Below are 14,680 nucleotides of genomic sequence, written 5' to 3'. Positions count from 1 at the left end.
AACAACAGCTCCGCCAGATCGTGCCGGGCGTTCGGGTCGCGCGGATCGCGAACCTCGCGCAGGATTGTGATCAGCGACGACATCGGGCCTCCTCCGCAAGAGAAAGCCTCTACAGAATCGATCTCTCTTCCTCCCGCAACCCCCTCCTTCATTCAAATGCGATTCCCCTGCCCCTCGCGGGAGGGGGCAGGGGGAGGGGGTTTCGCCGTCGAGGCCGGCCTGAACTCTGACGCTTGGGCCACGAGGCCGAGACCCGCCCTCTGCGCATTCACGCGCGGACGCGCGCAGACCCCTCCCCCAACCCCCTCCCGCAAGGGGAGGGGGTTGGGGGAGGCTGCGCAAATCGGTGTCGTAGGTTGGGTTCGCGGCAGCGAACCCAACAGGATCGGGGGCCGCGACGGCGGCGACATGTTGGGTTCGCGAAGACGCGAACCCAACCTACGCGGTCAGCCCGTGTCCGGCGGCTTGGGCCTGCGGTTGTTGGCAGCCGAGCGGGGCTCGGGCGCATCCTCAGGGTCGTCCTCGCCGTCCTCTGACGGCAGGAAGCCAAGCTCCTCCAAAGCCTCGTCGGCCATCTCCAGCCACTGCTTCACCTGCACCGGATAGCCCCAGCGCCGGCACAAGGCCGCCACCGCGACCTCGGCCCGGCTGGCTTCCACCAGCTCCGCCACCTCCGGCCGCTCCAGCCGCTCGCAGACCTCGTCGGCGCGGCGGTCGGCCTCCTCCTCGTCCTTGGACACCTCAGAGGCGGCGGCCATCATCGCCAGCCTGACCCGAAGCGCGTGCCAGTCCTCCTGCGCCGCCTCGCGCTGCGCCGCGGCCTTGCGCCGCTCGGCGGCCTGACGCGACAGCTTGTCCTTGAGCAGCAGGGTCAGCCGCACGGCGCGTGAGACGGTGGCGATCCGCTGGCAGTAATCGACGCCGGGCTGCGGCGCCTGCAGCGCCTCCCGCTGCGTCGCCCGGGCGATCGACATCTGGATCTCGACCAGCTCCGCCACCACGCACAGATCCGCCGCCCGCTCCTCCTGCGGAGCGGCCGGGGCCTCGGGGGCCGAATCGGTCTGCGCCTTGTTCATGGAACATAGCATGAACGCAGCCGCCGATTAATACAATTGCACAATGTGTTTACTGGCTCCGGCCGGATGCCCGCCGGGCCGCGACGGCGTGCGCGCCCAGGCGATGTTCTATCTTTGTTCTTGACATGATGCCGCATCGAACCGCATCATTCAGGCACAGTCGAAGAGTTGCGCCCGCCCGGCCCCGCCGCGGCGGGCTTTTTCATGCGAGGACGAGATGCGCRAGGTCAGACGCAAGCCGGTCTGGACCGGCTTCGCCGTGCGGCGGCGCGGCGRTTCCGCCCGCTGCCGTCGCGGCACCGCCAGGCGGCGGGCCATGCYGGACAGGATCCTGATCCAGTGCCTGGAGGCGGCRGCCGGGCGGCGGCGAGAGCCCGGAGCGAGGCCGATGCGCCGGCTGASCGGCGCGGCCGAAGCCCGGCTGCGTCCCGGCGCCGTCAGCGGCCGTGCCGACCGGCTGCGGCTGGACCGGGCGTATCGGSAGTTCCGCGGCGGCCGCGGGCAGGACGGAGACGATGCACCGGCCGCCCTGCCCCCGCCCGRCCTGCCGCCCGCCTTCGMGYCGCTGCTGGAGCSRTCGCGCTACAAGGCCGCGTTCGGCGGCCGCGGSTCCGGCAAGTCGCATGTCTTCGCCGAGCTGCTGGTGCGGCGCTGCATCGAGGCGGCGCCGCTGCGGGCGGTGTGCATCCGCGAGGTGCAGCGCTCGCTCGACCAGTCGGTCAAGCGGCTGATCGAGGACAAGATCCAGGCGCTGGGCGTCGGCCGCCACTTCCGGGTACAGGCCGACCGCATCCTGACGCCCGGCGGCGGCCGGATCATTTTCCAGGGCATGCAGAACCACACCGCGGAGAGCATCAAATCGCTCGAGGGCTACGACATCGCCTGGGTGGAAGAAGCGCAAGCCCTGTCGATCCGCAGCCTGGACCTGCTACGCCCGACCATCCGCAAGCCGGGGTCGGAGCTGTGGTTCTCGTGGAACCCGACCCGGGCGGACGACCCGGTGGACGCCCTGTTCCGCGCCGGGGCGCCGCCGCCCGGCTCCCTGCTGGCGCCGGTGAAATACTCCGACAACCCGCATTTCCCGGAGGTGCTGCGGGTGGAGATGGAGTGGGACCGGGGGCGCGACGCCGACAAGCACCAGCATGTCTGGCTCGGCGGCTACCAGACCTTCAGCCAGGCGCGGGTGTTCGAGAACTGGAAGGTGGAGGCGTTCGAGACCCCGGCCGACGCCTGCTTCCTGTTCGGCGCCGACTGGGGCTTCGCCCGCGACCCGACGGTGCTGGTGCGCTGCTTCGTGGTCGGGCGGACGCTGTTCGTCGACCACGAGGCCTATCAGGTCGGCTGCGAGATCGACCGCACGCCGGCGCTGTTCGACACCGTGCCGGGGTCGCGGCTCGGCCAGATCATCGCCGACAGCGCCCGGCCGGAGACCATCAGCTACATGCAGCGCAACGGCTTCGACAGCATCACCGGATCGACCAAGGGTGCCGGATCGGTCAAGGACGGGGTCGAGTTCCTGAAGGCGCACGACATCGTGGTGCATCCGCGCTGCCGGCACCTGATCGACGAGCTGGCGCTGTACAGCTACCGCACCCATCCGAAGACCGGCGTGATCCTGGCCGAGCTTGAGGACCGTGAGAACCACGCCATCGACGCCCTGCGCTACGCCGTCGAGGGGCTGCGGCGGGACGGGTATGACAGCTCGATGAAGTGGGTGGGGTGAGGGGTGTCGGCGGGCCGCTTCAGCGAGGGCGGAAAATGGGGGCGGAAGTGCTGTCGGGCATTCAGCCTCCGATCGCCCATGCCGCCCTAATTCCAGGTCTCACCAAAGGGGTCCACTCCAAGAGGATGAGCAGCCGCAAAATAGTGCAGTGTCACCGAATTTCCTCGCATCGGCGCCGCGAAGATTGCGGCCCGGGCGTGCGAAACGCCCGGGCCGGCAAGGTTTACAGAACGAAGTCCGAGGCCTGCAGGGTCATCGCACCATCGAGATGAATGACCATGTCGGCAGTGCCGTCGCCGTTCACATCGGCCGAGACCGTCGTCGTGCTGCCGTCGATCTGATAGCGAACCTGCCCGGGCCCGGTGAAGGCATTGGTGCCGATGAAGCTGAAAGCCGTGTCGCCGTTCCCCCAGTTGCCGTCAGCATCGATCACCCTCAGGGAGATCAGATCGAAGCCACTCTGGAAGTCCTGGATCGTGTCTGCGGCCGAGGCCGTGCTGTCGGAGACGGCTGTGTAGCTGAAGTAGTCCCGTCCGCTGCCCCCATTCAGCGTGTCGGCGCCCTGGCTTCCCCGAAGCACGTCGTTGCCGCCGCCGCCGCTGAGCGCGTCGTCCCCGCCAAATCCGACGAGCTCGTTGGTCAGGGCATTGCCGACCATGACGTCATCATGCGTGCTGCCATTGATCGCTTCGATGTCGTTGGCGATCTTGTCGCCCTCGGCCGTCCCGCCGGTGTTGACCCCGGTCTCAAGGTTGATCGTCACGCCCACGAGGCTGTCGAAGTAGCTGGCGGTGTCGGTGCCGTCACCGCCGGTGAGGTCGTCGGGGCCGGCGCCGCCACGCAGGATGTCGCCGCCGGCTCCGCCGATCAGCCGATCGGCGCCATTGCCGCCCTCGAGGGTATCCCAGCCGGCGCCGCCATCGAGCACATCGTCCCCATTGAAGCCCCGCAGCGTGTTGCTCGCGCCATCGCCGGTCAGGCTGTCGCCGAAGGCGCTGCCATGCACGGTTTCGAAGCCGCTCAGCGTGTCGCCCTCGGCATAGCCGCCGGTGTTGACATTGGTCGCCAGGTTGACCGTGACCCCGGATCCGCTGCCATTGTAGTCCGCGATATCGATGCCGGCGCCGCCGTCGAGCTTGTCGGCCCCGGCCCCGCCATTGATCTGATCATTGCCGTCGCCGCCGGTGATCGTGTCGTCGCCCGCCGCGCCATTGACCGTATCGTTGCCGGCGCCGCCATCCATGGTGTTGGCGTTCCCGTCGCCGATCAGGATATCCCAGCCCTTCGAACCGACGAGGTTCTCGACCGAGGCGAGCTTGTCGCCCTGGGCATCGCCCCTCGTGCCGGCGCCAGACCTCAGGTCGACCGTGACCCCGTCCGCCGAGGCGTCATAGCTCGCGGTGTCGATGCCAATTCCACCACAGATCACGTCGGCCCCGGCGCCACCAGCGAGCCAGTCATTGCCGTCGCCACCGTTCAGATTGTCATTTCCGGTGCCGCCGCTGACGAGGTCGTCGCCCGTTCCGCCGGCGAGGCAATCGATGCCGGCGCCACCCTCGAGCGTGTCGTTGCCGTCGCCGCCATCGACTTCGTCGTTGTCGTCGCCGCCATCGACGAGATCATCACCCGACTCACCGAAGAGGTGGTCGGCGCCGGCGCCGCCCTGCATTTCGTCGGCGTCGGCGCCACCGCTGAGATGATCGCTGCCGGTCCCGCCGAACAGGGCGTCGCGACCATCGCGGCCCCAGAGGTAATCGTCACCGTCGTCACCGTAAAGGACGTCGTTGCCGTTGTCGCCGCTCAGCGCGTCGGCTTCGGCGCCGCCCTCGATCCGGTCGTCGCCTTCGCCGCCGTTCAGCGTGTCCCAGCCCCATCCGCCATAAAGCAGGTCATTGCCATCGTCGCCGTCCACCCGGTCGTCGCCGTTCCCGCCGTCGAGGCGGTCGTCGCCGTTGCCACCGTTGAGTGAATCGACCTCGATACCACCAGAGATCGTATCATTCCCATCACCTCCATCGAAGTTGTCGCGACCATTCCCGCCGTACAGGGTATCGTCACCGCCGCCACCGATCAGAAAGTCGTCGCCGTCGCCACCGATCAGGGTGTCATTTCCGTCGAGACCGGAGATCTGGTCGTCGCCGGCCAATCCGTCGATGTGATCGGATCCGGTTGAGCCAGTAAGAAAGTCGTCGTTTGTCGTCGGGAAGAGTGCCATCGTTTCCTCATGTAAAAAAAGAAGGCCGACGCTTTGATGAAAAGGCAAAAGACGACGCGCACGTGCTAACGTCTTTCTGCCTCGATAGGTATGACGGCCTGCGGAACAGAATTGTTTGGCTATGAGGCCTCATATTGCGGGAAGTAATCCACCTGCCATTTAGAGTGTAGAATGTTATTCAAAGATCGCAGGCCGGCCGCCTGGGGTAGCGAGAAAGAAGACTAAACACATCCTAAATGCCATATATATGCTTCGGTCGAGGGAGGAGGAGCCGGCGAGCCTGGCCATACGGAACCGACCGAAGACCTATGGGATAGACGTTCGTTGGGCACGATCCGGCCACCTCGTTGATCTCCGTGGCGGCCGGCAAACAGCATGCATGCTGCCTGCTATTCGGAGAGCTGTGCCAATGCGGGGCCAGTGGATTGACTCCGACGTCTGGAACCCACGGTTTCTGACGGCGGTGTCCGGATCGGCGCGCCAGAGGAAGGGTTTCGGCGCTGGTTGTGCTCGGCGACGAAGCGGTTGATGGCGGCCTGGAGATCGACGAGAGATCGGAACACGCCTCAGCCGATCCATCGAATGTAACTGTTTCAGATTTCGCAAAAATATTATCATTTCTGTTGCCGTAACCACCGCTTTGCAGCGGCCTGCAGATTTCGGTGCCATTTCTCGCCAGGTCCGGAAGACCGGCTGGCGGCGGGCGAAGCCGGGCGGGACAGGAGGAACCAATGACTGTGCCGATGACCACCAAAGGTGTCGTCCTCGCTGCAGCCCCCCTTCCCGACGCCGGCAGCGTCGACCTCGCCTGCGACGTCACCAATGACCAGGGCACCGGCTTCAGGGGCGCCGCCCCGTGATCGGCGACACCTCCTGGAACGGCCAGGCCGGCGCCGGCCACGACGTCTCGTTCGGCTTCCAGACGTCCGGCAGCGGCGGCACCGCGGCCCCCGGCTTCGCGATCAACGGCTTCGCGATCAACGGCATCGCCGCCAGCGACGAGGACGGAAGCCCCGTCCGGCCGACGCTGCCGGTCGGCGATGCGACGGTCTTGGAAGGTCATGACGGGCTGCAGGACCTCGCCTTCACCGCCACCCGGTCCCAGGCAGAGAGCGGCCCCGTCGCCATCGCCTATGTCCCCGCCGACGGCACGGCGACCGAGGGCGGCGGCGACCACACGCCGCTCTCCGGCACCCTGACCTCCGCTGCCGGCGAGACCTCGAAGACGATTTATGTCCAGGTCGCGGAGGACAGGGCCATCGAAGCCGACGAGACCCTGAGCCTCACCCTGTCCTCGCCGAAGGCCGCCACCATCGCCGACGGCTCGGCGACCGGCACCGTCGGCCCGGACGATGCCGCCCAGATCGTGCTGCCGACCGTCAGGATCTCCGACGCCGCGGTGGTCGAAGGCAATCCAGGCGCCGCCGGCGGTTCGGACGGCTGGTTCAGCACCTCGGGCAACCAGATCGTCGATGCCGCCGGTCAGTCCGTGCAGATTGCCGGCGTCAACTGGTTCGGCTTCGAGACCGGATTGCTGGTGCCGCACGGTCTCTTCGCGCGCGGCTTGCAGGACATGATGGACCAGATGGTGGATCTCGGCTTCAACACCATCCGCCTGCCCTATTGCAGCGACATGCTGCATTCGGCGGCGACGTCCCTCAACATCGACTACGACCAGAACCCGGACCTGAAGGGCCTGACGCCGCTGCAGATCCTGGACAAGATCGTCGACTATGCCGGTCAGGTCGGCCTCAAGATCATCCTCGACCATCACCGCAGCGGAGCCGGCGACGGCGCCTCGCCCAACGGCCTCTGGTATGACGGCCAGCACAGCGAGGCGAGCTGGATCGACGACTGGCAGATGCTGGCGGCCCGCTATGCCGACGACCCGACCGTGATCGGCGCCGATCTGCACAACGAACCCTATAACGCCGTCTGGGGCGGCGGAGGCGCCACCGACTGGGCGGCCGCGGCCGAGCGTGCCGGCAATGCCATCGGCGAGATCAATCCCAACTGGCTGATCTTCGTCGAGGGCCTCGGCACCTACCAGGACGAGCCCTATTGGTGGGGCGGCAACCTGATGGGCGTGCGCGACCGGCCGGTCGAGCTCGACCTCGACCACAGGCTGGTCTATTCGGCGCACGACTATCCCAACTCGGTCTATCCCCAACCCTGGTTCCAGGGTCCGGACTTCCCGGCGAACCTGCCGGCCAAGTTCGACCAGATGTGGGGCTACATCTTCAAGGAGGGCATCGCGCCCGTCTATGTCGGCGAGTTCGGCACCAGCCTGACGGATCCCAAGGACACGCCGTGGCTGGAGGCGATCATCGCCTATCTCCGCGGCGACTTCGACAACAACGGAACCATCGACCTGGCACCCGGCCAGAAGGCACCGGGCTGGTCCTTCTGGTCGTGGAACCCCGATTCGGGCGACACCGGCGGCATCCTGGGCGACGACTGGCAGACGCCGAACCAGGCGAAGCTCGACTATATCGAGCCGATCCAGTTCCAGTGGGACGAAGGCGACCACAACGTCATGTCCTTCGTGGTCACGCTGTCGGCGCCCGCGACCGCGGCCGTGACCGTCGGCTACCACACCGTGGCGGGCGAGGCGACCGCATCCGACTTCACCGCCGTGAGCGGCACGCTGACCTTTGCCGTCGGCGAGAAGAGCAAGGTCGTCCAGGTGCCAATCACCGCGGACCTCCTGCACGAGGGCAGCGAGCACTTCCAGGTGGTGCTCACGGATGCTCATGGCGCGGTGATCGGATCCGGCACCGCCACGGGGACCATCATCAATGACGACGGCCTGATCGGCGGTGTCGGCGACGACCAGCTCACCGGCGGCAGCGGCGCCGACACCATGTCCGGCAATGGCGGCAACGACACGCTCGACGGCGCGGCCGGCAACGATCGGTTGGACGGTGGCGACGGCAACGACCGCTTAAACGGTGGTGACGGGAACGATACGCTCATCGGCGGCCCGGGTGCGGATGCGCTGGCCGGCGGGGCCGGCATCGACCTCGCCAGCTACTACACCGGCACGATCGGTGTCACGGTCGACCTGGCCACCGGCAAAGGCAGCGGCGGCGCGGCGCAGGGCGACACCCTGGCCGGGATCGAGACCCTCTCCGGCAGCCAGGGCAATGACATCCTGGCGGGAAATGCTGGGGCCAACACGCTGCAGGGCTGGGCCGGCAGCGACGTGCTCCGTGGCGGGGCGGGGGCCGATCGCCTCGACGGCGGCACCGGCACCGACACCGCCAGCTACTACACCGGCACGACCGGGGTCACGGTCAACCTGGCCACCGGCACCGGCAGCGGCGGCGAGGCGCAGGGCGACACCCTCGTCGCGATCGAGACCCTCTCCGGCAGCCAGGGCAATGACAGCCTGACGGGAAACACCGGGGCCAACACGCTGCAGGGCTGGGCCGGCAGCGACGTGCTCCGCGGCGGGGCGGGGGCCGATCGCCTCGACGGCGGCGCCGGCACCGATACCGCCAGCTACTACACCGGCACGACCGGGGTCGCGGTCAACCTGGCCGCCGGCACCGGCAGCGGCGGCGAAGCGCAGGGCGACACCCTGACCGGCATCGAGACCCTCTCCGGCAGCCAGGGCAATGACAGCCTGGCGGGAGATGCCGGGGCCAACACGCTGCAGGGCTGGGCCGGCAGCGACGTGCTCACCGGCGCCGGCGGCAAGGACACGCTCACCGGCGGCGCCGGGGCCGACCGCTTCGTCTATGGCAGTGCGGCGCAGAGCGTGGCGGGCGCCAATGCCGACCGGATCACCGACTTCAGCCATGCCCAGGGCGACCGGATCGACCTCTCGGCGATCGACGCCGACACCACGCTCGCCGGCAACCAGGCGTTCCGCTTCATCGGCACCGGCCTCTACACCGGCCATGCCGGCGAACTGCGCTTCGCCCAGTCCGGCGAACAGACAACCATCGCCGGCGACATCAACGGCGACGGCACCTCCGATTTCCACATCGTGCTCACCGGCCACGTCACCCCGGTCGCCGGCGACTTCGCGCTGTGAGCCCGACCCGGCGCCGCCAACCACTACTGTGGTGGACTGCACCCCTGGACTGAGACAGAAGAATTAGGGTGACATGGGCGATCGGAGGCTGAATGCCCGACAAGCCCAGGAGTCCCACACGCAGTTTCCCCGCCGCGCTGAAGCAGGCGGCGATGGTTCGGCTTGAAGCCGGCGAAGCGCTGGCGGCAGTCGCCCGCGACCTCGGCGTCAGCCGCAAGGTGCTCTATGGCTGGCGTGCGCTCTGGCGGGCGGAAGGGGCGTCCGGGCTCCGCCACAAGCGCGGCCCCAAGCCCGGCTTGCGCCAGCGGCGCCTGGCGGCAGCCCTCGCTCCGCCGCCCGAGCCGGCCCCGCCGGATCCAGCCGAAACCCTGGCCAAGGCGCAGGTCCGCATCGGCGAGCTCGAACGCATCATCGGCCGGCAGCAGGCCGGCCTCGATTTTTTTCAACGTGCCTTGCAGGCCTTGGACGCGGACACGACACCCGATCCGTCCGTGCCCGGCTCTACGCGGTCATCCAAGCCATGACCGAGAGCCGGACCCTGCAAGGCGCCGCCGCCGTCGACCAGCTCTGCCAGCTCGGCCGCGTGTCGCGCGCCGGCTATTACCGCTTCCTCGAGCACAAAGCCCCGGCCCGGGCCGACGCCGATCTGCGCGACGCCATCCACCGCATCGCCCTGGCGCACAAGCATTACGGCTACCGTCCGGTGACCGCGGCGCTCAGACGCCTGGGCATCGAGGTGAACGCCAAGCGGGTGCTGCGCCTGATGCGCGAGGACAATCTGCTCGCCCTGCGCAGCAAGGCCTTCGTGCCCCGGACCACCGACAGCAATCACGGCTTCCGCATCGCCCCCAACCTGATCCGATCGCTCATCCCCACCGGGCTCGATCAGATCTGGGTGGCCGACATCACCTATGTCCGCCTGGCCGAGGCCTTCGTCTATCTCGCCGTCATCCTCGACGCCTTCTCCCGCCGCGTCGTCGGCTGGGCCCTCGAAGATCACCTGCGCGCCGAGCTCGCTCTCGCCGCGCTCGACATGGCCCGGCCGAGAGCTTCTTCAAGACCCTGAAGAAGGAGGAGGTCAACGCCAACGCCTACTCGTCAATCGACCACGCCAGGCGCAATATCGGTACCTTCCTGGAGACAACCTACAACCGCCAGAGGCTCCATTCCGCCCTCGGCTACAAACCCCCAACCGAATTCGAAGCTGACCTCGACAACCCTCGCACCCACTGACCCCAACAGACCCCTGTCACTTAAACTCCGCTGTCTCAGTCCAGGGGTGCAGTCCAATAGTTCCACAACCATAATTCTGGCACAGTTACATAAAATAAGATGCGCTCCACGGCTCAATGTTGGCCGAACCCTTGGCCTTGCGCGGGTCTCTGGAAGGATCCAGCCATCAGAGTATCGAAATACAATATTCACCTCTTGGCACGATAAAAATGCGGCGAAGCCAGGAGCAGAAACAAGCCGTCAAGAACAATAGAGGGGCCATTTCTACCGTGATCCCGGATCGCGGTGATCTGGCGCAGTTCGACGCAAAAGCATTTGCCGACGCGAGAGTTGAACAGGGGGGAGTTATGGCTTCGGTTTCGTATGCATGGGTCACGGATGTTCCCAGTTTCACCTTGAATATCGTGACGGCCGGCAATCAGTCGGATCTCGCCGTCACCGCGACCGCCGGCGGGGGCTATCTGGGTGCCTGGAGCGTCGGCAGCGCCCTTGTCCGCGGGCGATACGTCGCTGCCAGCGGCACGCCGGGCCTCGAAGACCCGCTCACCACCACGGCGCAGGGCAACCAGTTCGACGCCAGCATGGCGCTGCTGGGCAACGGCCACAACGTCGTGACCTTCACCGACGACAGCAGCGGTACCGACACGGTCCGGATCCGCATCCTTGGCGAGAATGCCGTGGGCAACGATGTCGATTTCACAGTGCCATCCGATACCAGGCCCTTACGGGAATCCGACGTCACGGCTCTGGGTTCCGACGGCTTCGCCGTGGCCTACACCCGCGACTACGGCGGCGGCGACACCGACGTCTTCATTCAGCGCTACGAGGCGGACGGCGACACGATCGGCGGGGTGATCACCGTCGACAGCGCCTCCGGCCTTGCCACCGACCATGCCTCGATCACCGGCATCGCCTCCGGCGGCTTCGTCGTGGCCTGGGAGCAGTCGCCGGTCGCCGGCGGCAACCATTCCGTCTGGTTCCAGCTCTACGATGCTACGGGCATTCGCGTGACCGTTGCCGGCGACACGGCCGGCAGCCATCACCTGATCGACAACAGCGGCTCGATCAACCAGGAGATCCAGGTCGCCGCCCTGCAGGATGGCGGCTTCGTCGTCGCCTATATCGACAACGGCTGGGGGGAAGAAGGCGACGGCACCGAGATCACGGCGCGGATCTATAATGCCGACGGAACGCTGCGCCACGACTTCATGCGGGTCAACGAGGACGTCGCGGGCAACCAGGTCCATCCGACGGTCAGCGTTCTGTCAAACGGCTATTTCGTGATCGGCTGGGTCCGTCCGGACGGCGATCTCATCTATCAGGCCTATGATCCGTCGGGCACCGAAATCGGCGGCAACTCCATCATGCACATCGATGTCATCGAAGGCGAGACCGCGGCCCTGGCCGACGGCACGGTGGCGTCCGTGCGCGAGAGCTTCAACGGCGATGGCAACGGCACCGGGGTCCGCAGCACGGTGCATGCGCTGGTCCGCACCACCATCGGCGTCGCGACGGACGAGACCCTGGCCGGCGACGGCCTGCGCGACGTCATGAACGGCGCCGGCGGCAGCGACGTCCTCAATGGCGAAGGTGCGGATGACGATCTGTTCGGCGGCGCGGGCGACGATACGCTTCGCGGCGGCGCGGGGGGCGACGAACTCGACGGCAGCACCGGAACCGATATCGCCAGCTACTACACCAGCTTGCTGGGGGTCATCATCAATCTCGCCGGCGGCACCGCCGTCGGCGGCGACGCCCAGGGCGACTCGCTGGCCGGCATCGAGAACCTCTCCGGCAGCAACCAGGGCAACGACGACCTCACCGGTGATGCCGGCGCCAACAAGCTGCAGGGCTGGAACGGCAACGACGTGCTCCGCGGCGGGGCCGGGGCCGATGTGCTCGAAGGCGGCGCCGGCATCGATACCGCCACCTATTTCGTCAGCGCGGCCGGGGTCRCGGTCGACCTCGCCGCCGGCACCGSCAGCGGGGGCGATGCCGCSGGCGACGTGCTGAGCGGSATCGAGAACCTYTCCGGCAGCAACCTGGGCGGCGACAYCCTCACCGGCAATGCCGGCGCCAACAAGCTGCAGGGCTGGGGCGGCGACGATTTGCTTCGCGGCGGGGCAGGGGCGGACACGCTGGAGGGCGGCACCGGCATCGACACCGCCAGCTATTACAGCGGTGCCGTCGGAGTCACGGTCAACCTCGGCGCCGGCACCGCCAGCGGGGGCGATGCCGCAGGCGACGTGCTGAGCGGCATCGAGAACCTCACCGGCAGCAACCTCGGCGGCGACGTCCTCACCGGTGGCAGCGGTGCCAATGTGCTGCAGGGCTGGGGCGGCAACGACACCCTCGTCGGCGGGGCCGGAAAGGACACGCTTACCGGCGGTGCCGGGGCGGACAGCTATTACTTCACCGCCCTCGGCGACAGCGTGGTTGGGACCAATGCCGACGTCATCACCGACTTCAGCCATGCCCAGGCCGACAAAGTCGACGTGAACCTTGTCGACGCCAACACCGGCGTCGCCGGCAACCAGGCCTTCAGCTTCATCGGCGCCAACCTCTACAGCGGCGCCGCCGGCCAGTTGCGCTTCTCCGTCGTCAACGGCGTGACCACGATCGCCGGCGACGTCGACGGCGACCAGGTCTCCGACTTCCACATCATCCTGACCGGCAGCATCGCTCTCGTCGCTGCCGATTTCGTGCTCTGAACCGGTCCCGACGGGGGCGGCCGCCTCGTCACGAGCAAGAGAGAACCATTCCATCGCGAGCTTGCATCGCAGCCGTTCGGCACAGCCCGGTCACAAGCATTGCCGACGTGAATTCTGAACAGAGGGGGAAATCATGGCCACTGTCACCTATGCATGGACCACTGACGTTTTGGGCTTCGCCTTGAATGGAGCTACAGCCGGAAGTCAGGGGGATGTCGSCATCGCCGCGACGGCCGACGGCGGTTATCTGGGAGCGTGGAGCGTCGGCAGCGGCTTTGTCCGGGGGCGATACGTCGATGCCGACGGCACGCCGGGCACCGAAGACTTCCTCAACACCACGACGGACGACCTCCAGTTCGACGCCAGCATGGCGCTGCTGGGCACCGGCAACAATGTCGTCAGCTTCACCGACAACAGCTCGGGCACCGATACGGTCCGGATCCGCATCCTCGGCCAAGGCGCTCCGGCGGACGATTTCGATGTGACGGCCTCCGATCTGCCCCAGCGGGAATCCGACGTCACGACGCTGGTGGGGGCCAACGGCTTCGCCGTGGCCTTCACGCGCGACTACGGCGCCGGCGACACCGATATCCGGGTCCAGCGGTACCACGCGGATGGGACCGTGAATGGTGCGCTGATCACCGTCGACTCCGCCACCGGCCTGGCCACGGACCATGCCTCGATCGTCGACCTCACCTCCGGCGGCTTCGTCGTGGCCTGGGAGCAGTCGGCGGTCGCCGGCGGCGACCATTCCGTCTGGTTCCAGCTCTACGATGCTACGGGCACTCGCGTGACGGTTGCCGGGGACCCGGCCAACACCCATCACCTGATCGACGACACCGGCTCGATCAACCAGGACATCCAGGTCGCCGCCCTGCAGGATGGCGGCTTCGTCGTCGCCTATGCCGACAACCAGTGGGACGACGAAAACGGCACCGAGATCACGGCGCGAGTCTACAATGCCGACGGTTCCGCGCGCACCGACCACCTCCTGGTCAACACCGACACCGTGTATAACCAGATCCACCCGACGATCACCGTCCTGTCCAACGGCTTCTTCGTGGTCGGCTGGACCGTTGCGGGCATTCTCTACTATCAGGCCTTCGACCCGAGTGGTGCCGCCATCGGCGCCAACCATACGGTCGCCAATGGCACCAACGACGCCGAGATCGTAAGCTTGACCGATGGCGTTGTGGCCAATGTGCGCGAAAGCATCTTCACCGACGGCGATGGCACGTCGATCCGCAGCTCGATCGATGCGCTGGTCCGCACCACCACCGGGACGGAGGTGGACGAGACCCTGGCCGGCGATAACCTGCGCGACGTCATGAAGGGCAATGCCGGCAACGACACGCTCGATGGCGGCGCCGCGGACGACACCCTGACCGGGGGCGCGGACAACGACGTGCTCCGCGGCGGCAGCGGGGCCGACAGCCTCGACGGCGGCCTCGGCACCGACACCGCCAGCTACTACAACGCCTGGGGCGGGGTTACGGTCGACCTCGCCGCCGGCGCCGGCGGCGGCGGCGAGGCCGCTGGCGACACGCTAGACAACATCGAGAACCTCTCCGGCAGCCTAGAAAACGACATCCTCGCCGGCGATGCCGGCGCCAACAAGCTGCAGGGCTGGGGCGGCGACGACGTGCTTCGCGGGGCCGCTGGGGCCGACACGCTGGAGGG

General features: G+C 67.4%; 10 protein-coding genes and 1 pseudogene. 8 read left to right on the top strand and 3 right to left on the bottom strand.

The window, feature by feature from the left end:
• Positions 1-446: 446 nt before the first annotated feature.
• Complete coding sequence (locus AB4Z01_RS35695) at positions 447-1,076, bottom strand: hypothetical protein (RefSeq protein ID WP_441701531.1); 630 nt, start codon at positions 1,074-1,076, stop codon at positions 447-449.
• 388 nt (positions 1,077-1,464) lie between these two features.
• Here AB4Z01_RS35695 and AB4Z01_RS35690 point away from each other — a divergent pair, with 388 nt between their 5' ends.
• Positions 1,465-2,799, top strand: a complete 1,335-nt coding sequence (locus AB4Z01_RS35690; protein ID WP_441701529.1) for a PBSX family phage terminase large subunit — start codon at positions 1,465-1,467, stop codon at positions 2,797-2,799.
• 223 nt (positions 2,800-3,022) lie between these two features.
• On the opposite strand, the gene AB4Z01_RS35685 is transcribed toward AB4Z01_RS35690, so the two are convergent.
• Both AB4Z01_RS35685 and AB4Z01_RS35680 read right to left on the bottom strand, forming a co-directional pair.
• Positions 3,023-5,062 (bottom strand): calcium-binding protein, encoded by a 2,040-nt coding sequence (locus AB4Z01_RS35685; protein WP_441701527.1) that lies wholly within the window; start codon positions 5,060-5,062, stop codon positions 3,023-3,025.
• Between the two features lie 375 nt (positions 5,063-5,437).
• Positions 5,438-5,580 (bottom strand): annotated as a pseudogene (locus AB4Z01_RS35680) (IS630 family transposase); the annotation flags it as partial.
• 165 nt (positions 5,581-5,745) lie between these two features.
• Here AB4Z01_RS35680 and AB4Z01_RS35675 point away from each other — a divergent pair.
• From AB4Z01_RS35675 to AB4Z01_RS35645, 7 genes are all read left to right on the top strand, one after another.
• The gene (locus tag AB4Z01_RS35675; protein WP_441701526.1) at positions 5,746-5,874 is read left to right on the top strand and encodes a hypothetical protein; all 129 of its coding nucleotides are present in this window, start codon (positions 5,746-5,748) and stop codon (positions 5,872-5,874) included.
• Positions 5,871-9,056 carry a cellulase family glycosylhydrolase gene (locus tag AB4Z01_RS35670; RefSeq protein ID WP_441701525.1) on the top strand — a complete coding sequence of 1,062 codons (3,186 nt, stop codon included), beginning with the start codon at positions 5,871-5,873 and terminating at the stop codon, positions 9,054-9,056. Before AB4Z01_RS35675 ends, AB4Z01_RS35670 begins: the two co-directional genes overlap by 4 nt.
• Before the next feature lie 92 nt (positions 9,057-9,148).
• A complete protein-coding gene (locus tag AB4Z01_RS35665) occupies positions 9,149-9,580 on the top strand; it encodes a transposase (protein WP_441701523.1) in 432 nt (143 codons plus the stop codon).
• Positions 9,577-10,122 carry an IS3 family transposase gene (locus AB4Z01_RS35660; RefSeq protein ID WP_441701521.1) on the top strand — a complete coding sequence of 182 codons (546 nt, stop codon included), beginning with the start codon at positions 9,577-9,579 and terminating at the stop codon, positions 10,120-10,122. The genes AB4Z01_RS35665 and AB4Z01_RS35660 overlap by 4 nt, the downstream gene beginning before the upstream one ends.
• A complete protein-coding gene (locus AB4Z01_RS35655) occupies positions 10,038-10,289 on the top strand; it encodes an integrase core domain-containing protein (protein WP_441701534.1) in 252 nt (83 codons plus the stop codon). Before AB4Z01_RS35660 ends, AB4Z01_RS35655 begins: the two co-directional genes overlap by 85 nt.
• Before the next feature lie 404 nt (positions 10,290-10,693).
• A complete protein-coding gene (locus AB4Z01_RS35650) occupies positions 10,694-13,000 on the top strand; it encodes a hypothetical protein (RefSeq protein ID WP_441701533.1) in 2,307 nt (768 codons plus the stop codon).
• A gap of 133 nt (positions 13,001-13,133) precedes the next feature.
• Positions 13,134-14,680 (top strand): calcium-binding protein (locus tag AB4Z01_RS35645; RefSeq protein WP_441701519.1); only part of this gene is annotated, 1,547 nt, incomplete at its 3' end.

This window comes from Inquilinus sp. YAF38 (genome assembly GCF_052113205.1).
Lineage (GTDB): Bacteria > Pseudomonadota > Alphaproteobacteria > DSM-16000 > Inquilinaceae > Inquilinus.
This window is presented reverse-complemented; position numbering and strand designations above follow the sequence as displayed.